The sequence below is a fragment of the Bacillus sp. XT-2 genome (assembly GCF_025696525.1).
Classification (GTDB): domain Bacteria; phylum Bacillota; class Bacilli; order Bacillales; family Bacillaceae; genus Bacillus; species Bacillus halotolerans.
This window is the reverse complement of sequence record NZ_JAHVOC010000005.1, coordinates 167,489-188,344: the sequence shown is the minus strand read 5'-3', so window position 1 is coordinate 188,344 and position 20,856 is coordinate 167,489. Positions and strand designations below refer to the sequence as shown.

Annotated in this window: 25 protein-coding genes and 3 riboswitches; of the genes, 15 read left to right on the top strand and 10 right to left on the bottom strand. The window is 43.9% G+C overall.

Annotation, left to right across the window (positions count from 1 at the left end; all coding sequences use genetic code 11):
• The first annotated feature begins 77 nt into the window (after window positions 1-77).
• Window positions 78-503 carry an organic hydroperoxide resistance protein gene (locus tag KXD37_RS14970; RefSeq protein WP_010333956.1) on the top strand — a complete coding sequence of 142 codons (426 nt, stop codon included), beginning with the start codon at window positions 78-80 and terminating at the stop codon, window positions 501-503.
• 29 nt (window positions 504-532) lie between these two features.
• On the opposite strand, the gene KXD37_RS14965 is transcribed toward KXD37_RS14970, so the two are convergent.
• A complete protein-coding gene (locus KXD37_RS14965) occupies window positions 533-976 on the bottom strand; it encodes a MarR family winged helix-turn-helix transcriptional regulator (RefSeq protein ID WP_095713468.1) in 444 nt (147 codons plus the stop codon).
• 143 nt (window positions 977-1,119) lie between these two features.
• On the opposite strand from KXD37_RS14965, the gene KXD37_RS14960 reads away from it, so the two are divergent.
• Both KXD37_RS14960 and KXD37_RS14955 read left to right on the top strand, forming a co-directional pair.
• The gene (locus KXD37_RS14960) at window positions 1,120-1,530 is read left to right on the top strand and encodes an organic hydroperoxide resistance protein (protein WP_010333958.1); all 411 of its coding nucleotides are present in this window, start codon (window positions 1,120-1,122) and stop codon (window positions 1,528-1,530) included.
• Window positions 1,531-1,649: 119 nt separating this feature from the next.
• A complete protein-coding gene (locus tag KXD37_RS14955; RefSeq protein ID WP_106020426.1) occupies window positions 1,650-2,753 on the top strand; it encodes a glycosyltransferase family 2 protein in 1,104 nt (367 codons plus the stop codon).
• Window positions 2,754-2,757: 4 nt separating this feature from the next.
• Here the strand turns inward: KXD37_RS14955 and KXD37_RS14950 are convergent, their stop codons facing one another.
• Window positions 2,758-3,228: a nucleoside deaminase gene (locus KXD37_RS14950; RefSeq protein WP_106020425.1), complete on the bottom strand. Its 471-nt coding sequence runs from the start codon at window positions 3,226-3,228 to the stop codon at window positions 2,758-2,760.
• 132 nt (window positions 3,229-3,360) lie between these two features.
• Here KXD37_RS14950 and KXD37_RS14945 point away from each other — a divergent pair, with 132 nt between their 5' ends.
• Window positions 3,361-3,987 (top strand): histidine phosphatase family protein, encoded by a 627-nt coding sequence (locus KXD37_RS14945; protein WP_106020424.1) that lies wholly within the window; start codon window positions 3,361-3,363, stop codon window positions 3,985-3,987.
• Between the two features lie 37 nt (window positions 3,988-4,024).
• Here the strand turns inward: KXD37_RS14945 and metE are convergent, their stop codons facing one another.
• Window positions 4,025-6,313: a 5-methyltetrahydropteroyltriglutamate--homocysteine S-methyltransferase gene (gene metE / locus KXD37_RS14940; RefSeq protein WP_127695386.1), complete on the bottom strand. Its 2,289-nt coding sequence runs from the start codon at window positions 6,311-6,313 to the stop codon at window positions 4,025-4,027.
• A gap of 128 nt (window positions 6,314-6,441) precedes the next feature.
• Window positions 6,442-6,597: riboswitch (SAM riboswitch) on the bottom strand.
• Between the two features lie 131 nt (window positions 6,598-6,728).
• Window positions 6,729-7,688: a serine protease Isp gene (isp, locus tag KXD37_RS14935; protein ID WP_106020422.1), complete on the bottom strand. Its 960-nt coding sequence runs from the start codon at window positions 7,686-7,688 to the stop codon at window positions 6,729-6,731.
• A 222-nt stretch (window positions 7,689-7,910) separates the two neighbouring features.
• Here isp and rsbRB point away from each other — a divergent pair, with 222 nt between their 5' ends.
• Window positions 7,911-8,744: an RsbT co-antagonist RsbRB gene (gene rsbRB / locus KXD37_RS14930; protein WP_024121127.1), complete on the top strand. Its 834-nt coding sequence runs from the start codon at window positions 7,911-7,913 to the stop codon at window positions 8,742-8,744.
• 33 nt (window positions 8,745-8,777) lie between these two features.
• Here the strand turns inward: rsbRB and KXD37_RS14925 are convergent, their stop codons facing one another.
• Genes KXD37_RS14925 through KXD37_RS14910 form a run of 4 tightly spaced genes read right to left on the bottom strand, consistent with a single transcriptional unit; the run spans window position 8,778 to window position 12,354 of the window.
• Complete coding sequence (locus KXD37_RS14925) at window positions 8,778-9,542, bottom strand: CbiQ family ECF transporter T component (RefSeq protein WP_106022228.1); 765 nt, start codon at window positions 9,540-9,542, stop codon at window positions 8,778-8,780.
• Window positions 9,517-11,160, bottom strand: coding sequence for an ABC transporter ATP-binding protein (locus KXD37_RS14920; protein WP_127695384.1), 1,644 nt, complete (start codon window positions 11,158-11,160; stop codon window positions 9,517-9,519). Before KXD37_RS14920 ends, KXD37_RS14925 begins: the two co-directional genes overlap by 26 nt.
• Entirely contained in the window at window positions 11,147-11,752 is a 606-nt protein-coding gene (locus KXD37_RS14915; protein ID WP_127695382.1) for an ECF transporter S component, read from the bottom strand. Before KXD37_RS14915 ends, KXD37_RS14920 begins: the two co-directional genes overlap by 14 nt.
• A complete protein-coding gene (locus KXD37_RS14910) occupies window positions 11,749-12,354 on the bottom strand; it encodes a YkoF family thiamine/hydroxymethylpyrimidine-binding protein (RefSeq protein WP_101860627.1) in 606 nt (201 codons plus the stop codon). The genes KXD37_RS14915 and KXD37_RS14910 overlap by 4 nt, the downstream gene beginning before the upstream one ends.
• Window positions 12,355-12,450: 96 nt before the next feature.
• Window positions 12,451-12,562: riboswitch (TPP riboswitch) on the bottom strand.
• Window positions 12,563-12,663: 101 nt separating this feature from the next.
• On the opposite strand from KXD37_RS14910, the gene KXD37_RS14905 reads away from it, so the two are divergent.
• From KXD37_RS14905 to mgtE, 7 genes are all read left to right on the top strand, one after another.
• The gene (locus KXD37_RS14905; protein WP_127695380.1) at window positions 12,664-13,350 is read left to right on the top strand and encodes a response regulator transcription factor; all 687 of its coding nucleotides are present in this window, start codon (window positions 12,664-12,666) and stop codon (window positions 13,348-13,350) included.
• 3 nt (window positions 13,351-13,353) lie between these two features.
• Complete coding sequence (locus KXD37_RS14900; protein WP_106020417.1) at window positions 13,354-14,718, top strand: sensor histidine kinase; 1,365 nt, start codon at window positions 13,354-13,356, stop codon at window positions 14,716-14,718.
• The gene (locus KXD37_RS14895; RefSeq protein WP_106022225.1) at window positions 14,715-15,395 is read left to right on the top strand and encodes a PepSY domain-containing protein; all 681 of its coding nucleotides are present in this window, start codon (window positions 14,715-14,717) and stop codon (window positions 15,393-15,395) included. The genes KXD37_RS14900 and KXD37_RS14895 overlap by 4 nt, the downstream gene beginning before the upstream one ends.
• 92 nt (window positions 15,396-15,487) lie before the next feature.
• Window positions 15,488-16,000 carry a PepSY domain-containing protein gene (locus tag KXD37_RS14890; RefSeq protein WP_024121135.1) on the top strand — a complete coding sequence of 171 codons (513 nt, stop codon included), beginning with the start codon at window positions 15,488-15,490 and terminating at the stop codon, window positions 15,998-16,000.
• A 76-nt stretch (window positions 16,001-16,076) separates the two neighbouring features.
• A complete protein-coding gene (locus KXD37_RS14885) occupies window positions 16,077-16,214 on the top strand; it encodes a transcriptional regulator SplA domain-containing protein (protein WP_003218541.1) in 138 nt (45 codons plus the stop codon).
• 108 nt (window positions 16,215-16,322) lie between these two features.
• Window positions 16,323-16,489, top strand: a riboswitch (M-box (ykoK) riboswitch).
• 95 nt (window positions 16,490-16,584) lie between these two features.
• A complete protein-coding gene (locus KXD37_RS14880; protein ID WP_010330178.1) occupies window positions 16,585-16,707 on the top strand; it encodes a hypothetical protein in 123 nt (40 codons plus the stop codon).
• A 17-nt stretch (window positions 16,708-16,724) separates the two neighbouring features.
• Entirely contained in the window at window positions 16,725-18,080 is a 1,356-nt protein-coding gene (gene mgtE, locus KXD37_RS14875; protein ID WP_024121136.1) for a magnesium transporter, read from the top strand.
• 43 nt (window positions 18,081-18,123) lie between these two features.
• Here mgtE and tnrA read toward each other — a convergent pair whose 3' ends face one another.
• On the bottom strand, window positions 18,124-18,456 hold the full coding sequence (tnrA, locus tag KXD37_RS14870; protein ID WP_003239028.1) for a MerR family transcriptional regulator TnrA: 333 nt from the start codon (window positions 18,454-18,456) through the stop codon (window positions 18,124-18,126).
• Between the two features lie 193 nt (window positions 18,457-18,649).
• Here tnrA and KXD37_RS14865 point away from each other — a divergent pair, with 193 nt between their 5' ends.
• The 3 genes from KXD37_RS14865 to KXD37_RS14855 all read left to right on the top strand — a co-directional run bounded on the left by KXD37_RS14865 (window position 18,650) and on the right by KXD37_RS14855 (window position 19,677).
• Entirely contained in the window at window positions 18,650-18,805 is a 156-nt protein-coding gene (locus tag KXD37_RS14865) for a hypothetical protein (protein WP_010333974.1), read from the top strand.
• An 87-nt stretch (window positions 18,806-18,892) separates the two neighbouring features.
• Window positions 18,893-19,075 (top strand): hypothetical protein, encoded by a 183-nt coding sequence (locus KXD37_RS14860; RefSeq protein ID WP_024121137.1) that lies wholly within the window; start codon window positions 18,893-18,895, stop codon window positions 19,073-19,075.
• Between the two features lie 137 nt (window positions 19,076-19,212).
• Complete coding sequence (locus KXD37_RS14855; protein WP_081638289.1) at window positions 19,213-19,677, top strand: MarR family winged helix-turn-helix transcriptional regulator; 465 nt, start codon at window positions 19,213-19,215, stop codon at window positions 19,675-19,677.
• A gap of 18 nt (window positions 19,678-19,695) precedes the next feature.
• On the opposite strand, the gene KXD37_RS14850 is transcribed toward KXD37_RS14855, so the two are convergent.
• A complete protein-coding gene (locus KXD37_RS14850) occupies window positions 19,696-20,817 on the bottom strand; it encodes an MGDG synthase family glycosyltransferase (RefSeq protein WP_024121138.1) in 1,122 nt (373 codons plus the stop codon).
• Window positions 20,818-20,856: the final 39 nt, after the last annotated feature.

Below are 20,856 nucleotides of genomic sequence, written 5' to 3'. Positions count from 1 at the left end.
GTGCACTAAAAAATTGACACCGCAAATTAGATTGTGTACAATTTAATTGTATAAAATATATTTAGGGGGATACAAAAATGAGTCAGCCATTATTTACAGCGTCTGTTTCAGCCGTAGGAGGAAGAGAAGGAAAGGTAATTTCATCAGACCGCGTTCTCGAGCTCGATGTCGCAATGCCGGGAACACCGAGAGCAAAGAAATTAGAAAAAGCGACAAATCCGGAGCAGCTGTTTGCGGCAGGTTACGCAGCTTGCTTTGACAGCGCACTTCAGCTTGTAGCAAGAACAGAACGAGTGAAAGTGGAGACGGAGGTTACAGCGCATGTCAGCCTGTTAAAGGATGAAGCAGATCAGGGCTACAAACTGGGTGTGACGCTGCAGGTGAAAGGAAAAGGAGTCAGTGCATCAGAATTACAGGCACTTGTGCAAAAAGCGCACGGTGTCTGCCCTTATTCAAAAGCAACATCCGGCAATATCGATGTCACATTGGAAGTCGCTGAATAAAAAATGAGGATGCCTCACATAGGGCATCCTCATTTTTTTTGGTGCAGCGTTTCAAGCAATGTATATAGAGCCGATTTTAAGTGTTTTAATTCCTCGCCGGACTGGCCTGAGAGTCCCAGAATCGTTCCCGGAATATCAGCCGCTTTTTCTTTTAATAACGTTCCGTTCTCTGTCAGGCTGATCATCACCAACCGCTCATCCTCTTCAGATCTTTTTCTGGTAATCAAGTCCTGCTGCTCCATCCGTTTCAGCATCGGTGTCAGCGTTCCGGAATCCAAATACAGAAGCTCGCCCATTTTTTTGACGGAAAGTGTTTCGTGTTCCCACAATAAAAGCAAAGCCAAATATTGAGGGTATGTCACATTCAGCTTTTCAAGCAGCGGCTTGTACTGCTTTGTCATTTCCCGCGAACTCGCATAAAGCAAAAAACAAAGCTGATTCTCTAATTTCATATGATCAAATCCATTTTGCATCTGTGTTCACCAACTTTTTCTGACATTACATACTATTGTAGCTGAAAATCACCACTTTTCCTATTCTCGGCAAACAAAACATGTTTAAAAAGATGTGTATGGGAAATATAACAACTAAAGACAAATAAGGAGGCTGAAAACAAATGGCATTATTTACAGCAAAAGCCACTGCTCGCGGTGGACGTTCAGGACATATTCAATCAGATGACGGGGTTCTCGATTTTGACATTGTCATGCCCAATGCAAAAAAAGAAGGACAAACCGGAACAAACCCGGAACAGCTCTTTGCTGCAGGCTATGCAGCATGCTTTGGCGGCGCGCTTGAACACGTGGCCAAAGAACAAAATATTGACATTGATTCAGAAATAGAAGGTCAGGTCAGCCTCATGAAGGATGAGAAAGACGGCGGCTTTAAAATTGGAGTCACACTAGTCGTCAATACAAAGGGATTGGATCGGGATCAGGCCCAAAAGCTTGTCGAGGCTGCTCATGAATTCTGCCCTTATTCTAAAGCAACAAGAGGAAATGTTGATGTAAAATTGGAATTAAAATAATTTGCAGCATCCTGAGAGTTCTCAGGATGTTTTTTTGATATGAACGGATTGGTTATGATCTTTTCGAAGTGTGAATACATGTAGTATAGGTGGATTCAGACTAGAGAAAAGGTGAGCAAATGAAAAGACCGAAGCTGTCAGTTTGTATGATTGTTAAAAATGAAGAACGTCATATTGTCCGCTGTTTAGAAAGCGTGCAGCATATTGCTGATGAAATCATTGTCGTTGATACCGGATCAAACGATCAAACAGTAGAAATTTGCAGAAGTTTTCATGCTCAGGTCTATCATCATCAATGGACACAGGATTATTCGCAGGCAAGAAACATCAGTTTACAGCATGCCAAGGGTGAGTGGATTTTGATTTTGGATGCAGATGAAGAGTTAGACGTGGATACGGGAAGCTTATTGCGTTCACTGCTGAATGACTGCAGGCAGTCCCTTGGTTACGTAAAGGTTATAAACTATACGGGAAAGCAATGGGATGAAAACGAAGCATTTGAACAAATGCAGATCAGGCTGATACGGAATCAGCGGAAGATAACGTTTAAGGGAAGAATTTGCGAAAAGCCCGTGGGTGAGGAGGCAAGCGGCGCTTTCTCTCTCCCTTGTGTTATTCACCATTACGGCTATCTGGAGCAGGAGGCAAAGTGTAAGCATAAACGTAATTTAAGCATATTGAATACAGAATTATTGACGTCATATGCCGACCCGCTTCTCATTTATCAGAAAGCAGCTGAGTACGACAGAGGCGGTGAACAGAGCAAAGCCATCCGCCTGGCAATGAAGTGCATAAATGAATGCAACAGCAAAAAGCAAATTCCTCCAGCGGTTTTATATTATATCAAGTTTCAACTCTTCATTGATTCTGAACGGTATGAAGAAGCTGAGCGGGATATTGATGAAGCACTGCGGCATTATCCAGATTACAGCACCCTTTACTACTACAAAGGGATAATGAAGTATCAGCTTAAAAAAGTCAGAGAAGCGATTACAGCATTTGAATCCTGTCTGCAAACGCAAGGTGAAAACCATCAGTACGTACAGGTTAAAGGGGCCGCTGATTTTCGATCCCTTTGCTGGCTGGGCGTCTGTCACGCTGAATTGCATCAACATATGACAGCAGTTTTATATTTGCAAAAAGCGCTGAAAGCAAACCCGAGGTGTACTCAGGCACAGCAGCTGCTCAGTGAATTAACAAAGGATCAGGCCGCACATGCCTGATCCTTTAATATTCTTTTTTATGGTCAACATCCCGCCATGCTTGAAACGGAGATAAATGCTCCGTGAGAGTTACGTGATAAAAGGGGATCGTTCTTTCTTCAGCAGGTTTATTGATTTCTTCATAAATGAATGAATCATCAAAACCGGCTTCAGCAGCATCTGTATGCTCAGCAGCATAGTAAACGGCTTTCGGCCGGGCCCAGTAGATGGCGCCTAAGCACATTGGGCATGGCTCGCAGCTCGTATACAACATGCAGTCATCCAGCTGGTATGTCCCAAGCGCTTTACAGGCGTTTCGAATAGCAGTTACTTCCGCGTGGGCAGTCGGATCATTGCTTGTAGTAACGTTGTTCTGTCCTTCGGCTATAATGGCCCCGTCCTTCACGATAACAGCTCCGAAAGGCCCGCCGATTCCAGCAATCACTCCTTCACGAGCAAGCTCGACAGCCCGCTTTAAAAACGTTTCATGATTCATCCCATACCCTCCCAGTCGATCGAATGATATAAGTATAGCCGAAAAGAAGTGCAAAAAACATTCTCAAAAAAATGAAAAATAAACAAAATATTTGGGTGATTTGCTAAGATGAAAAAAAGGGAGGGGGAGCATATGCTGCATTTGTATATCGCCAGGCATGGACAGACACATTGGAACGTAGAAAAAAGAATGCAGGGCTGGCTGGATTCTGGTGTAACAGAACTTGGGCTGTACAATGCCCGAGCTCTTGGAGAACGGCTGAAGGATATTAAATTCAATCAGGTTTACATCAGCCCGAGCAAGCGGACAGAAGAGACGGCAAAAGCTATATTGGGACCGCGCTGCCTGCCGCTGGTGAAAGATCGTATATTCAGAGAAATGTCTCTGGGGCCATGGGAAGGGAAAAAACAAGAGGATATTGAAAGAGACGAACCTGATCTTTTTCATGCTTATTTTCATCATCCTGAAGCATATCGCCAGCCGGGATGTGAAACGTTTTTTGACCTCGAAAGCCGGGCAAGGCTGGCTCTCCAATTGATTTTAGACAGCCATTCTTCCGGGAATATTCTTCTGGTTACCCATTCTGTCTTTATATTAATGCTGTTAAATATCATAAAGGGAAGAGGCATTCATGACATATGGAATTCTGCTTACATACATGATACATCATTGAGCCTTGTGGCATTTGATAAAAATGGAACAGCCAAAATACTAAAAGAAGGGGATGGGGAGCATCGAAAACCGATTCCCGTTTTCTAAAAGAAAAAACCATCTGCATTTGCAGATGGTTTTCGTATTATACAAGCTGTGTCTGCTTAGCTCTTGCCTGTTTCGCCGCTTCAACCATATTTTTTAAGGCTGCGACTGTTTCTTCCTGCTGTCTTGTTTTTAAACCGCAGTCAGGATTTACCCAGAAACGGTCAGTCGGACATACAGCAAGCGCATCAACGATAATGTTGTACATTTCCTCAGTTGACGGGACACGTGGACTGTGAATGTCATAAACACCAAGCCCGAGCCCTTTCAAATACGGATGCTCTTTTAAGTAATCCAAAAATCCTCCGTGGCTTCTGCTGTGTTCGATCGTAATGACATCAGCGTCAAGATCATTGATCGTATCGACGATGTCTTCGAAGTTGCTGTAGCACATATGTGTATGAATTTGTGTTTCATTTTTCACGGAAGAGGTTGTTAATCTGAATGCTTCGGCAGCCCAAGTCAAATATTCATCCCAATCACGGGTTTTTAACGGAAGGCCTTCACGCAGGGCTGGCTCATCGACTTGAATGATTTGAATGCCCGCGTCTTCAAGCGCTTTTACTTCTTTGCGGAGGGCGAGTCCGATTTGGAATGCGATTTCTTTTCTCGAGATATCGTTCCGAGGGAAGGACCAATTTAAAATCGTAACAGGACCTGTCAGCATTCCTTTTACATGCTTGGATGTTAACGATTGAGCGTATACAGTATCTTTCACTGTCATCGGTTCAATAAACTCTACATCTCCATAAATGACCGGCGGGCGTACACAGCGTGAACCGTATGATTGAACCCAGGCGTACTTCGTAAAGGCGAAGCCGGCCAGCTTTTCACCAAAGTATTCAACCATGTCTGTCCGTTCGAATTCACCGTGAACAAGAACATCAAGATCCAATTCCTCCTGAATATCAATCCATCTTTTCGTCTCCGCGTTGATAAAGTTTTGGTATTGTTCATCAGACCACTCGTTTTTCCGCCATTTTTGGCGTGCGCTGCGTACTTCAGCAGACTGCGGGAAGCTTCCGATTGTTGTTGTCGGCAAAAGCGGGAGTCCGAGAGATTCATTTTGCAGGGTTAAGCGTTCTTCAAACGGAATGGGGCGCTTGAAGTCTTTATCGCTTAATTGTTCCAGCTCTTGCTTTTGTTCAGAATTGGCTCCTGTTGCAAATTGTTTGAGCGCTTTGATGTCCGCTTTCGCTTGCTGAATTTGCTCACTGATGGCGGCTTTGCCTGATACTAAGCCTTCTTTTAAAGCTGTTAGCTCTGCCAGTTTTTCTTTCGCGTAGGACAATCCGTTCAGCAGATCTTGTTCCAAATGCTCATCTGGGTGTTTCGCTACCGGAACATGAAGCAGGCTGCTGGAAGGCTGAATCCACAATTCATCAACCTGTGCAATGCTGAGGATATGAAGCACGGCATCCAGGCGTTCTTCAAGATCAGCTTTCCAAATGTTGCGTCCGTCTATGACACCGGCTGCCAGCACTTTATCTTTCGGAAAGCCGTGTGTCTTAAGCTGTTCCAGGTTTCTGCCTTTATCATGAACGAAATCAAGCCCAATACCCTGTACAGGATAAGAAATAAGCTCCTCATAAGCATCAACAGAATCGAAATACGTTTGCAAAAGCACATTCAAGGAAGAAAGCTCATTTGTGATGCTCTCGAATAACTCTTTTACGCCGCGTACATCCTCAGCTGAAGCGGTGACAAGCGCAGGTTCATCAATTTGAACCCATTTTACGCCTTCTTCTTCAAGCTCTTTTAAAAGCTGTACATATAACGGCACGAGACGTTTTTGAATTGCTTTAGCTTCAGATGGCTCGTAGCCTTTTGCAAGCGTGACGAACGTATAAGGGCCGACGATAACAGGTTTTGTTTCAACGCCGTACTCCTGTTTGATTCGGCGGTAGTCTTCAAGCTGTTTGTTTCTTGTCAGGCGGAACTCTAGGCTCTCGTCATATTCCGGCACGATGTAATGGTAGTTTGTATTAAACCATTTTGTCATTTCACTTGATACGGCGTCTTTTATTCCGCGGGCGATGGCGAAGTATGTATCTGTACTGTCAGTCAGGTGTCTGAAGCGTTGCGGGATCCAGTTGAAACTGACCGCAGTGTCAAGAATATGATCATACTGTGTGAAATCAGAAACAGGCACAACATCAATCTGCTGGTCAATTTGCGTTTTCACTGCGGATAAGAATAATTCATCGATTTGCTTCAAAAACGTATCTTTATCGCTGTTTCCTTTCCAATACGCTTCAAGCGATTTTTTCCATTCTCTGTTCAGTCCGATTCTTGGAAATCCTAAATTCGATGTTTTGATTGTTGTCATTGTTTCTCCTCCTTTATATGTAAAACACTCTTGTTGACCCGCGGATACAGGCTGTTAAGAGGTTTTCTCACAACTAAAAAGCCTCTTTCCCATGAGAGAAAGAGGCTTTTTTGCAAAACATACAGCCTCTCTCATCTCTCAGAAACAATCTGATGGAATTAGCACCGTGCCTTAAGAGATATAAATCTCGGCGCGAAAATCAGTGCGCCCCATTTCACAATGGAATTACGGTCGGTTGCTGTTGGGGTCAAAAGGCCAATCCCTCGCCCAACTCTCGATAAGAGAAAATGTTATTAATTTTTTGAAAAGTTGAATCATTTGTTGGTAATCTTAACAGCAATTCAAATTCATTGTCAACAAAGATTTTGAAATTTTTTTTACAATTTACGGTATATATTATATGAGAAAAATAATATTATAGGGTCAGTAAATGTGACTGCTCTGCTTTCTCTGACAGCTCATCAGGAGCGGTTAAATACAGGAATCCATTCCCGGCCAATGTTTTTGCGATATCGAGCGGAAGTGTCCTGCGGATCAGCTGCGCATAAAGCTCAGATTCAGAGAGCTCTCTTTGAAAAGATTCTTCTTCAAAGCTTTTAATTAAAGCAAGCGCTCCGCTGACATGAGGGGCAGCCATTGATGTGCCGGTAAGCTTCCCGTATTTCTTGTTGGGAAGAGTGGATAAAATGTTTTCACCAGGTGCAACAAGATCAATCTCTTTGTTTGTGTTTGAAAATTCTGACGATTCACGCGCTACTGAAACAGATCCAACCGCAATTACATCATTATACGCAGCAGGATAGGAAAGCTCCTCTGTGCGTTCGTCGCCGTCACCCTCATTTCCCGCGGCACAAACGACTAGCACTCCGTTTTTGACGGCGTTTTTGACCGCTTCCTCCAGTTCAGGCACATCGCTCGGTCCGCCAAGGGACATTGAGATGATATCAGCCTTTTGCTCAACAGCATAGTTAATGCCGTTAATAATCCATTCGTACTTTCCGCTGCCGTTTTCACCGCCAAGCACCTTTACAATTAAAAGGCTTGCCTCAGGCGCAACCCCGGCGATGCCGCCGTTTGAATCGTTAGCCGCAATCGTTCCGGCAACGTGTGTGCCGTGTCCGTTGTAGTCGGAAATGGCATCTTCCTTGCCGCCGTCATCATCTGTGAAATTCTTTCCGCCGATGATTTGGTTTTTCAAATCGGGATGGCTCGTATCGCAGCCGGTGTCCAATACAGCAATTTTTACGTCTTTGCCTTTAACCCCTTTTGACCACACTTCTGGCGCCTTAATCACTTTAATACCCTCAGGAAGCTCGTTCACATCCATGATCTGCTCATTCGTCACATACGGGATCAAGCGGATTTCACCATTCATAAAAAAGCCCTCCTTTTTTATGCTTGCAAGTGGATACAAGGGTGTTATCTCACATTATATGAAAAAAGCAGCCGCTCGGACAGTGTCGTTTGAAGCATTTTGAAAAAATAGGATACAATCCAATGGATTAGTAATTTTCAAAATAATGGATGTCTCTAGCGTGTATGGCTGGGATTCAGCTGTCAGTCAAGTTATAATAGAAGTTGGGAAAGGAGCAGTGTGATGAAACTGAATGAAAAAATATTTGCGTTTTTTTCTGAGCATGTAGAACAAATGGCCGAGGAATGGATTGACACAATGGAGGAAAGCGATCCGAATTCGATTTATGCCTTACATAATGCAACTGTAACCGAGGAGCTGAAAGAGCAGGACAGAGAGTTCTACCGGCATCTGAATTACATGTATGTTTTACCGGAAAAACAATTTCTCGATGAATTTCAACAATGGGTTATTGAGCTGACGAATGATCAAAAACATCTCGATACCCCGGTGCAATACGTCATCCGTGAGTTTATGAGAAATCGAAGATTATATACGAAGTATTTTGAGAAGTTCGCAGAAGAAAACGAGTCGGCATTTGGACCGGGAGAGAAACAAAAATGGGCCGATTTGATTGTGAAAGTTTTTGATTTTACCATTTATACATTCGTCGATCACGCTGAATCGAATGCAAAACAGCAATTAAATGCCCAGAGAGAAATGATACTGGAATTAAGCTCGCCTGTCATTACTCTGAGCAAAACGACAGCTCTGCTGCCGCTTGTCGGTGATATTGATACTGAACGGGCAAAGTTTATTCTTGAGAACACGCTTAATGCATGTGCGAAAAGACGCGTTGAGCATCTGTTGATCGATCTTTCAGGTGTCGTCGTTGTTGATACAATGGTGGCGCACCAAATCTTTAAATTGATTGAGGCGCTTACTTTAATCGGTGTCAGATCCACATTGTCTGGAATCAGACCAGAAATTGCGCAAACCGCTGTACAGCTTGGAATTGATTTTACGAACATTAATATTAAAACCAATCTTGCCCAAGCATTGAACTATCATCAATAATAAAAAAGCCGCTATTCAACATAGCGGCTTTTTCTATGAGGTAAAACATAAAGACACAAGAAAAGATCCTGCGAATAACAAGAGAATGAGGAAAAAGAACAGCCAGTCGCGCGGGCTGACGGTAAGCGACCGGTAATACGTCCGGTTTCGGCTGCCTGTAAATCCTTTTGATTCCATCGCAAGAGCTGTTCGTTCCGCTTTTCTGATCGCGCTTGCTAATAGCGGGATGGTATAGCGCTTTAACGCGTTTATTTTTTCTTTTAAGCCATTTTCCGCCGCCCCGCCTCGGATTTTATGTGCCTGCTGGATCAGCTGGACCTCCTCTTTTAACAGAGGGAGAAAACGAAATCCGGCAATGACGCCATATGCAAGCTTCGGGGACAGCTTGCACTGCTGCACAAGACTCAGCATAAATAAAATCGGATCGGTTGTAAAAACAAACATCATTGATAAGGCAGAAAAGCACAAAATACGAAACCCGAGTGAGATGCCGACAGCCACATTTTCACTGTTGATCGAAAAAGGGCCGGCTTGGAACAGAAAATTATCTGCGGTCGTCGGAATCTTGCCGAAAACAGCGGCTGTCCATACGCAGCCGAATGCTAAAATCAAAAACGGAATCGTGAACAAAAGCCATTTTTTCAGCGGTATTCTGGCCGCAAACAGGACACCCGCAACAATCATGATATAAAAGCACGCCGGTGTGTAAGGATTGTAAATAAACGACAGCATGACGACACAGCAAAAAACCGCCGCTGCTTTTACTGCCGGGTTAATGAGATGTAACGGCTGCTTCATCACGCACCTCCTGCTGGTATGTCATCCATTCATATCGAAGGGGGAGGGTGAGCTTTGCTTTTTGGACGAGCTCGGCTTCCCTAGAAAATAATTGTTCCGGTGTTCCGTCAAAGGCCAAATGTGTGCCGTGAAGCACAAGCACGCTGTCAGCATATGAAGATACAAGCTCCATATCGTGTGTGATCATGAGGACAGCGGTGCCTTCTGTCTGGATATGCTGAATCATTTCCATGCATTCAGCGGCTGTTTTGGCGTCTTGGCCAAAGGTCGGTTCGTCTAAAAGCAAAACCGTTACATCGTGCATCAGCATTGTGGCGACACTCAGCCGCCGTTTTTGCCCTTGGCTGATCGCAAACGGATGGTGGTCCGCCAAATGTGCAAGGCCGAAACGCTGCAGCAGGTTCTGCGCTTTTTTCTCGGTTTCGGCATTTGCCGCATGGCCGAACAGCAGCTCATCATATACTGTGTCAGTCACAAACTGGTGCTCTGGATTTTGGAAAACCAATCCCATTTGTTTGCGAAGCTCTTTTTCTTTGTAAGACTCCAGCGGCTTATCATGCAGAAGAATCTTGCCGCTTTTCGGTTTGAGCAAACGGGCGAGAACAGACAACAGCGTAGATTTTCCTGTGCCGTTTGGCCCGACAAGTGCCGTCAAAGAGCCTGCACGCAATGAAAAACTGATGTCTTTGAAAATGGTCTGCTGTCCTCTTGAAAACGATAAGCTCTGGACCTGCACTGCGTGTTCAGCAGAAAGAACCGCCGCTTCTTCAGCAGGCCCAGCAGGGAAGGGTTCCTTGAACAGCGTTTCTTTTGACAATGTAAACGGTATGCTCACGTTTTCTTGTAAGCCACAAATTTTTGGCGCAGCGATTCCCATTGTTCTTAACATGTTTGAGTGATGCTGAAACATATCCTTAGTCGGCCCGTCTAAGGCTTTCTTGCCTGCTCCATCCAGTACGATTGTTCTTTCAACCCAAGGCGCCCACTCATCAAGCTGATGTTCGATCACGAGAAGGCCGAAGCCTTTTTCCTGCTGAAGCTCTTTGATCATTTGAACGAATTCCCGTGCTGAATAAGGGTCTAAAAGGGAAGTCGGTTCATCCAGAATAATGAGCTCAGGCTCCATCGCCAAAATACAGGCGAGCGCGACTTTTTGCTTCAGTCCCCCTGACAGAGTGGAAATCGTTTTTTCCTTTACATGAGTGATGTGTAATTTTTCCAGAACGTCATCAATTTTCTTCACCATTTCTTCTTGGGGGATTTGCAGATTTTCCAATCCAAAGGCGATTTCATCCTCTACTGTCAGCATACAAAACTGCTGCTCAGGGTCCTGAAAGACGACTCCGACATGCTGAGCGATTGTTTCAGAGGTTTCAGCGTCAGTGATCGTTTTTTGAAATAAGAATACATGCCCAGACAGCATCCCGTCGCAAGCTTCAGGGTAAAGCCCGTTTAAACAGAGGGCAAGCGAGCTTTTTCCGCACCCGCTCGGCCCTAACAATAAAGCGCATTCTCCTTTTTGGAGCTCAAACGTTATATCCTGAAAAATCGGTTTCTCGTTTTCTTCATATGAAAAGCTAAGCCGGTCAACCGAAAGCAACTTGTTATAGGCTTGCATGATTTGATACCCGTTTCCGTTTCCTTTTCTTTTTCAGTTCCTTTCCGAGTGCCATTCCGTTTAAGACACCCGTATATGCGAGAGAATCGCTGACAGCTTTTCCGAGAAGGCCGGCCAGGACCGCACCTGAAACGAGACGGATCACAAGCATAATGAGCAGATAGCCCGGTGAGTACGCCGCATAACCGGAAACAAAGAAATCATAAATAAAGCTGGACACCGAAGACCCCATACCCGCCAGAAGCAGCACAGGAAGGGAATATGCTTTCCAGCGTGTCGCAAGAAATACAGCTTCTGCTCCGAGACCTTGAACAATGCCGATAACGATAACCATCGGGCCTGAAGGATTTCCCAGCAAACATTCAACGAGAGCTGCAATGATTTCTGAAACAAGGGCCGCGCCCGGTTTACGAATGATGTACGCGGCAATCACTGACACGATAAACCAAATGCCGTAAATCGGTTCATAAGCGATGGGCCCGAACATCCCTGCAAGTACGTTTCCGAAATGGGTGAATACTAAATACACAATGCCAAAAACAATACTGATAACAGACATGATGACAATTTCTTTTACTTTCCAGCTTTTCATTTTATCCCTGCTTTCTGTTTTCTTGATGGACTGTTTGCCGAGAAGTTCACGGTCATGGTGACATGGGCTGTTTGCTGATTTGCCATGCGGAAAGCGGCTTCCAGTGTCCGGAACACGTCGTGTGCATCTCCGTCTACCTCACTTGCGTAATGAACACCCTGTACAAAGGTGCCGTCAGCCTTAGCGATTTCAACAGCTTTCATGATGATGTCCATATAATTCGGCTCATTCATCGGATAAAGCGCAAATTGGCAAGGAGCCTCTGCTTTCAGGTCGTGAACAGATTCTTCGTTGACACGCTTTTCATCTGCTGTCAGATATGTATCTCCTTGTGTATCGCCGGGGCAGCCGATGGAAAACGTCCCGTTCATGACAATGTGCTTTTCGCTATTTGCTGCATACAGGTAGATGGCTTTGGCGGCGTCGAATACATGCTCGATCGATCCGCGCAAAACTGTGCTGATATGATCGGTCTTTGTCCAAACCTTTGACGTATCCGTTTTTTTCAGCGCAGACTTGATCACACTGATAAAATCATCTGTCATCGGGTATAAAGAGAACCGAAATCCGGCGATTCTGCTTGTACCGCATAAGTTGTCCATTTCTCTGACCTCCTGTTTTTTTGGTAAAATAAAAAACTGCATATCCTTAGGGAATATGCAGTCATAGATCGAGTAAGCGCACGAAAAAATACACCTTTCGGTCAACCTGCACTTCCCCACGCTGGTATTATCCAGATCGGGTCATAAGGGATCAAAGCGCGTTTTTGCGCGCTTTATCTCAGCCATAACAGCACCCCTAGTGCTTTCCGTATACAATTTTTTATTTTGACATCATAATAGATGATAAGAATCATTTTGTAAACAATGAAATCATTTTTTTCATATAGGAACATGAGAGGATGATCGGAATTGGAAAAAGGGCACATATTAATTGTGGAAGATGAAGAAAAAATCGCGAGGGTCCTTCAGCTTGAATTGGAATATGAAGGATACAGCGTCACCATCAAACATAATGGCTCTGAAGGACTTAACGCGGCCACGGAAGGTTCGTATTCCCTATTGCTGCTCGATGTCATGCTGCCAGGGTTGAGCGGGCTTGAAGTGCTGCGCCGGCTGAGGAAAACGGATCAAAAGACACCGGTTATTTTATTAACAGCCCGCGACAGCGTTCCAGATAAGGTAACGGGGCTTGACATCGGTGCGAATGACTATGTCACCAAGCCGTTTGAAATAGAAGAATTGCTTGCCAGAATCAGAGCGGCACTCCGCCAAACCGGAAGCAAAACAGAGGATATCGGCACATTTTTGACATATGACGATTTGCAGGTGAACGAGAAAACACGTGAAGTCAGACGGGGAGACAAAGAGGTTGGATTAACGCCCCGGGAATTTGATCTGCTCGTCTATATGCTGAAGCATCCGCAGCAAGTGCTGACGAGAGAGCAAATTCTCAGCTCTGTATGGGGGTTTGATTACATCGGTGATACAAATGTCGTCGACGTGTACATAAGATATATCAGAAAAAAATTGGACTATCCTTACGAAAAACAGCTGATTCATACCGTACGCGGGGTCGGCTATACCATTAAGGGGTAAATGATGAAGCTGAAGACAAAGATTCATCTGTATACATCCATTTGGCTGTTGATTTTATTAATGTTGGTTCATACTGCGGTCTATCTCATTTTTTCATCGGCACTCACCTCAAAGGATGCGGCCCGTCTTGCCGATGAAACGGACAATATCACCGAAGCTCTTCATACCGCCGAAACACAAGGGGTGGCTTTGCAGGATATGCTGCAGGCCTATCTTCCGGCAAACGGAATGGTGCGGGTAGTGAGTGCGGATCGGAAAGCCGTCATGACCATCACAAAGGAAAAAGCATATAAAGACTTCCCTCTTTCTTTTCACAGCGGGGAAACGACAGACGTGACAAAGCATGAAGGCAAACTGTTTGCAGCAGCAGCTGTCCCGGTCATTTGGACAGACGGACAAGTCGTATCGCTTCAGCTCGTGGAAAGGCTGGAGCATACAGAAGAGAGTCTTCTTCTGCTAAGAATCATCTTAATTGCGGCCAGCGCGGCTGTCTGTATCGCTTCCTTCTTTGCCGGAAGCTTACTCGCCCGCCATATCACCAATCCAATCAGACAATTGGTGACAACGATGAAAGACATACAGAGAGAAAAAGCATTCAAAACAATTTCTCTGGAAGGACAGTCGCATGACGAACTGTATCAAATGGGGCTGACCTTTAATGAGATGGCGAGCATGCTGAAAGAGCACTACGATAAACAGCAGCAATTCGTCCAAGACGCTTCACACGAGCTGAAAACCCCGCTCACCATTATTGAAAGCTACAGCAATCTGATGAAACGCTGGGGGGCAAAAAAGCCTGAAGTGCTTGAGGAATCCATTGAAGCTATTCATTCAGAAGCGGTCCATATGAAAAAACTGACCAATCAGCTGCTTACGCTGGCCAAGACCCATAAAGAACTGGAGCTTGATCTGAAAACGGTTGACCTGATCGAAGTGTCGCGCGCCGTCATACAAACACTCCAGCCGGTTTATAAACGCGACATCCTTCTTGAGACGGACAAGGAGAATTTGCTTGTAACGGCAGATGAAGAACGCATAAAGCAGCTGCTGACGATTTTGCTTGATAATGCCATAAAGTATAGTGACAAGGCCATTGTGATTTCCGCAGGAACCAATAACAGACGTCCGTTTTTGTCCGTAAGGGATGAAGGAATCGGCATACCTGAAGATCATATCCCGCGCCTGTTTGAACGTTTTTACCGGGCGGATGAGGCACGTAACCGCAAAACAGGCGGAACGGGTTTAGGTCTATCCATTGCCAAACATATTGCCGATGAGCATGGTATTGACCTGTCTGTAAAAAGCAAACCGGGACAGGGAACAAATGTCACGATGCAATTTAGAGAACAGAATGGGGGAGCGCTATGACAAAACGAATGAAAACAGGAGCTGCTGCTGCGGCAGCCGTTTTAGCCATTGTCATCTGCGCGGTTCTTATCATTCAGCAAACCCATGAGGACGTGCTGTCAAAGGAGGCAGTCATAAAAAAAGTAGAAACCTCCTATGAAGGCGACATCACAAAAGTGACGCAATCCAATGATAAAAAAACGTATGATATGACTTTGGAAAATCCAAAAGGAATTTATTTTCTAAAAGCTGATGCTAAATCGGGCGACATATTGTCAATGAACAGAGTGAAAAAGACGAACACATCTGAGATGACAGAAAAAGAAGCTGAGCAGCTCGCTCTGGTGCGGGTGCCGGGCACCGTCAAAAAACACACGCGAAAACACGGAGTTGCGTCGTATACCATTCAAAAAAATAATGGGGAAACATACGAAGTGAAGGTAGATATGAAGACAAAAGCGGTGGTGTCCGCTGATAAAATCAGCAGCAAAGACAAACAAAAGACAACAATTTCGGAAAAAGAGGCAAAAGCCATTGCAGAGCGTGAGGCTGGAGGAAAAGCGGATGACGCCGATTTGGAAGAAAGCGAAGGCACTCTCCTGTTTGAAGTAGATGTTGATCTCCCGAATGACAAGGAAGCTACGGTGAAAATAAACGCCTATACCGGCAAAGTTTCTAATATTATCTATGAAGACTAATGGTTTTCTCATCAAATTCTCATCTTTCTCTCGTTTTCCTTTCATGTTGAGTGTGTAAACTGATCTCATAATGAACAAGGGAGGAATCACATATGCTGAAGAAAAGATGGATGATTGGCTTATTAGCAGGGTGTTTAGCGGCCGGAGGGTTCAGCTACAACGCGTTTGCGAAAGAAAATAATGAACAAACACAGTCTGTTTCTGAAACTGGCGGACTTACTGAACAAGAAGCGGAGTCTATTGCCAAAACAGTTGTTGACGGAACAGTGGATGACATCGACAGAGACATCTATAATGGCAAAGAAGCTTATGAAGTTGAAATCGAAAAAGACGGTGAAGATTATGATGTTTATGTGGATATCAAGACCAAACAAGCGCTCAATGACCCGTTAAAAGAGAAAAAAGAGCAAGTTGTTTTGACAAAAGAAGAAGCAGAACAGATTGCTCTAAAGAAAACAGCTGGAACCGTCACAGAAAGCAAGCTGGATGAAGACGACGGTGCTTATATCTACGAAATTGAGGTTCAAACGAAACAAGGGACTGAAGCAGAATTTGACATCTCTGCAAAGGACGGACGTATTATGAAACAGGAATTAGACGACTAACCCCGCACCCGCGGGGTTTTTTTCATGATAACGAACCGCTTTTTGGACAATCTAATAAGAAAAGGAGGCGAAGCGCTTGGAAAAGAAAGAAGAACAATACATCAATCAGGCTGAGTATGTTCCACATCCGACGAAGGAAGGGGAATACGCCTTATTTCTTCATGAAACCTATCATTTGCTTTCTGAAGATGATGAGACGCAAACAACAGAATAAGGGCTAAGGCCCTTATTTTATTTCATTTGATGAGATGTAAACGCATAAATAACTTTTTTAAGTTGACATAGCTTGTTTTTTTCTGTAATCTCAGTGTGTCAATTCAATTACGAACTTCGTTAGGTGAGGCTCCTGTATGGAGATACGCTGCTGCCCAAAAATGTCCAAAGACGCCAATGGGTCAACAGAAATCATCGACATAAGGTGATTTTTAATGCAGCTGGATGATTGCTCCTATGCCATACAGTGCTAAAGCTCTACGATTGAAGGCGCCCGCACGCTTTTTTTGCCGTGCTTCTTTCACCTTCAATCCAGAAGGCTTTTTTTATGCCTTGAAAACGAAATGTTGAACAAAAAGGAGGTGCGGAGTATGGATTCTCCCCATTCGAGTCAATCTGAAGAAGTACCCATATACTATGACAGCAAGACAATTGATTACACGATGAGGAGACGATCTGCCGCACCTTCTGGCGAGGCCGGCACGTCTCCGTAGAGGAGGTACGAGTCCCGATGGTTCAAAACATGACCTATGACGAACTCATTTTACGCATCATTATCTTATTGCGAGACGGAAAAATCAGGGATTTCAGAAGTGTTATTGATGAGCTTCAGCCCTATGATATGGCGTTTATTTTTAAAGAAATGCCGGAAAAACACCGCGCCCGCTATTTATCTTATTTAACTGTTGATGATATTACTGATATGATCGGCGAACTGGAACGGGAATTTCAGCTAGCCGTCTTAAATAAAGTCGGAAAAACAAAAGCAACACTCGCCATGAACAAAATGGACAACGATGACCTCGCTCAATTGCTTGAAGAAATGGATGAAGAACTGAAGGAACAGCTTTTATCCAGCATGGAAGCATCAGAGTCAAAAGCTGTTCAGCTCCTTATGAACTACCCGGCTGATTCAGCGGGGCGCATGATGACCAACCGTTATGTGTGGATTCCTCAGCATTACACGGTAAAAGACGCGGTCGTCAAACTAAAAAGTTTCGCGGAAATCGCAGAGTCTATCAACTACTTATATGTTATAAATGACAGTAAGCAGCTTGTCGGCGTTTTGTCATATCGCGATTTGATTCTCGGGGAACCGGAAGAAAAGGTACAAGACTTGATGTTTACCCGTGTCATTGCAGCAGACGCGCTTCAAGATCAGGAAGAAGTGGCGCGGCTGATTGAACGTTACGATTTCTTAGCGATTCCGATTGTGGAAGAAAACAATGTGCTTGTCGGGATCGTGACGGTCGATGATATCATCGACGTCGTTATTCGGGAAGCCGATGAGGACTACGAAAAATTCGCCGCATCAGGTAAAGCCATTACCTTCGATACAAAAGCATATGTTGCAGCATACCGCCGCCTTCCATGGCTGATCCTGCTTTTGTTCATCGGGCTGATTTCAGGCAGCATCATGAGCTATTTTGAAGATACGCTGAAGCAGGTCGTGGCGCTGGCATTCTTTATGCCGATGGTGTCAGGGATGACAGGGAATACAGGAACACAGTCTCTCGCGGTTGTCATCAGAGGTTTATCTAAAGAAGAAATGAATAAAACAACGATTGTGAAACTGATTTTTCGGGAGCTCAGAACGAGTATTTATATCGGTGCCGTCTGTTCTGTCTTAATTACGGTGATCGCCATTATATGGCAGGGGAATGTGCTTTTAGGATTTGTTGTAGGCTCTTCACTGCTGCTGACCTTAATTATCGGCACGATGTCCGGAACAATCATCCCCATTATTCTGCATAGACTGAATGTAGACCCGGCCATTGCGTCAGGCCCGCTCATTACGACGTTAAATGATATTTTGTCATTATTAATTTACTTTGGTATTGCGACTGCATTCATTCACTCATTATAAACGATAAAAGTCCGTCTCAGATTGCGAGGCGGACTTTTATCGTTTAACGGTTTTTGTACCTAAAGTGAGCATTAAGCTGCCCCTCCAGCATTTTTTTTCGTACTTGCGGATCGTTTTTTACCATTTGTTCTTTTTTGCGCATATCTTTTAAAATTTCAGCTGTCTGCACGCCGTCTTCGCGTTTATTCGCGATATCCATCAGCCGCTCGACGTCGGCAAAAGAATATTTTCTCGTTCCCCTTGAAGAACGCTGCGGATAAATCAGCTTACGCTCCTCATAATACCTGATCTGTCTTACGGATAACCCTGTCAATTCACTGACAATCCCGATTGAAATCACTTTTTTGTCTTTATAAGAATGATCTTCTGTGGTCATTTTTCCACCCCTGGATGTCTTTTGATAATAGTATATAAAAAACATAGAGAAAAAACCTGACGCTTGTTATATTTTCTAACATGAAATAGCAGATTTTTGAAAAAATACGGCAGAAAAATTAACAAGAATGATGCGTAACCTATAAGCGCGTTTTATCCTTTATGTAACGATTAAATGAGGAGGAAGGATAATCATGGAGGAAGAAAAAGCGGTCTCACTGGCAAAGGAAATAATCGAGTTGGATATGAAACGGGATGAAATGCTTGAAACGTTTATGCAGCTTGCCGGAGAACATGCTTTTCAGCTTTTAAGATCAGTTCAAAACGGACTTTACCGAAAATCTTCGTAAACATAAATTCTTTACATTAGATTCACACCACATTCATTTAAAAAGAGTATCTTATTTAGAGGATACCTTAAAATGAAGGAGGACGCTATGAGTAATTTATTGAAAACTGCATTAGAAAAAGAACGTAGCCATTATTCAGAAAAACTCTTTCAAATCGGAGTTTATAATAAAGAAGTAATGAACAAAATGACACTTTCTGAACTGCGGAAGGAATACGCATATTTCTTTCGCAGCATACCATATCACCAAAAAAATCCTTATACAAAATAACGAGTATAAGGATTTTTTTGTTTCCTAAAAAGGAATTTCTCGAATTATAGCGAATAAAAATAATAAGGGCATTAAACTCTTATTATATGTAAGGGTTTTCATTATTTTTTTATAAAAATTCTATATACGGGGTAGATATGATGAGATTATCGTTTAACGAAGAAGAAGTTGAGCGTGCGATGAATTTGTACAGAGTTTTTGCAAGGGCTTTCAAAAGTGTGTCTGAACACAGCATCCGTGACAGCAAAGAGCACGGCTTTAATCCCACAGAATTTGCCGTACTGGAACTTTTGTATACGAGAGGCCCGCAAAAATTACAGCAAATTGGGTCGCGACTTCTGCTTGTAAGCGGAAACGTCACATATGTCATTGACAAGCTAGAAAGAAACGGGTTTTTAGTCAGGGAGCAGGACCCGAAAGATAAACGCTCCGTTTACGCGCATCTCACGGATAAAGGGAATGAGTATTTGGATAAAATTTATCCAATCCATGCGCTCCGTATAGCGAGAGCGTTTTCAGGCCTTTCGTCTGATGAGCAGGACCAGCTGATCCTCCTGCTGAAGAAAGCAGGTATTCACAGCCAGCATTTACTGTTTCGTTAGTCATTCCACACTCTCTTTTCAGGAGGGTGTTTTTTTATGTTCACATTCATCTAATATCCTTTTTAAAACCTCCCCAATCTCCCGGTCACACATTTGGCCAAGATACTCCCTGACTTGCTTCTCTGCTGCTGCCCGTTCATTCGATTGAAAAAATGCGGAAATGCGTTCCTCTGCCCGCTTCATATCCCAGTTTCTTATATCTGTGACAAGCTGCCGTTCTTTTAACAGGTTCACATTCATTTCCTCCTGTCCCGGCAGCGCATGATAGATAAATACCGGAAGCCTTTTCTTTAAGCATTCACTGATGGTTACGCCTCCTGGCTTTGTCATGACGCCTGAGGCTTGTGCGTACAGACTGTTCATTTCTGCTTTGCTGTGAAGGTATGGGATCGCTTCGATAAAAGGATGTTGTAAACTTTTGACATAGCGGTAGAGCTTTTCGTTTCTGCCGCATAATATTTTGTATAAGATGTTTCCGCCTGGCGACAGCTCCTGGACCAGCTTAAAAATACCTCCGACTCCCATACTGCCGCCTGTAATCATGACGGTATAAGGCGGACGATGCTGACAGGTTTCTGCGGTTCCTGTTTCATAAGCCCGGTGAACGGGAATGCCGGTCAAAAATATTTTTTCCTGGCTGATTCCTTCGGTCATGAGCTGCTTCTTGATATCCATGATCGGGACAAAGTGGTAGTCAATGTTCTTCCGCCCCCATACCTGATTCACAAAAAAATCCGTGTATACATTTACAATGGCCATGTTTGGATATTCCGGTTTCAGCCGGTTTAGCAGGTAAGAAGGCAGGGCGTGTGTGCAGAAGGCGATATCAGGCTGTTTTTCTTTGAGAATCTGTCTCATGCTTTGCATAAACAGCCATTCATACATGGCATAGCGTTTGACATTTTTACACTCTCCGCAAGCGAGAAGCTTGTATATTCCGCTGTACGTTTTCGGGAAATATTGAATCCATTTTAAATAAGCTGAGGAGGACAGTTGTTCTAAACGTTTATACGTATGTGAAAAGATATCAATTTTTTCTGAATGCAGCCCTTTAGATTCCAGATCAGCCTTCAGGGTATCAGCAACATGATGATGCCCGGTGGAAATGCTTAAAAAAGGAAAAATAAGAATGTTTGTCATGTCCGTCCTCCTTAAAAATATGGCAACTATATTTTGGGG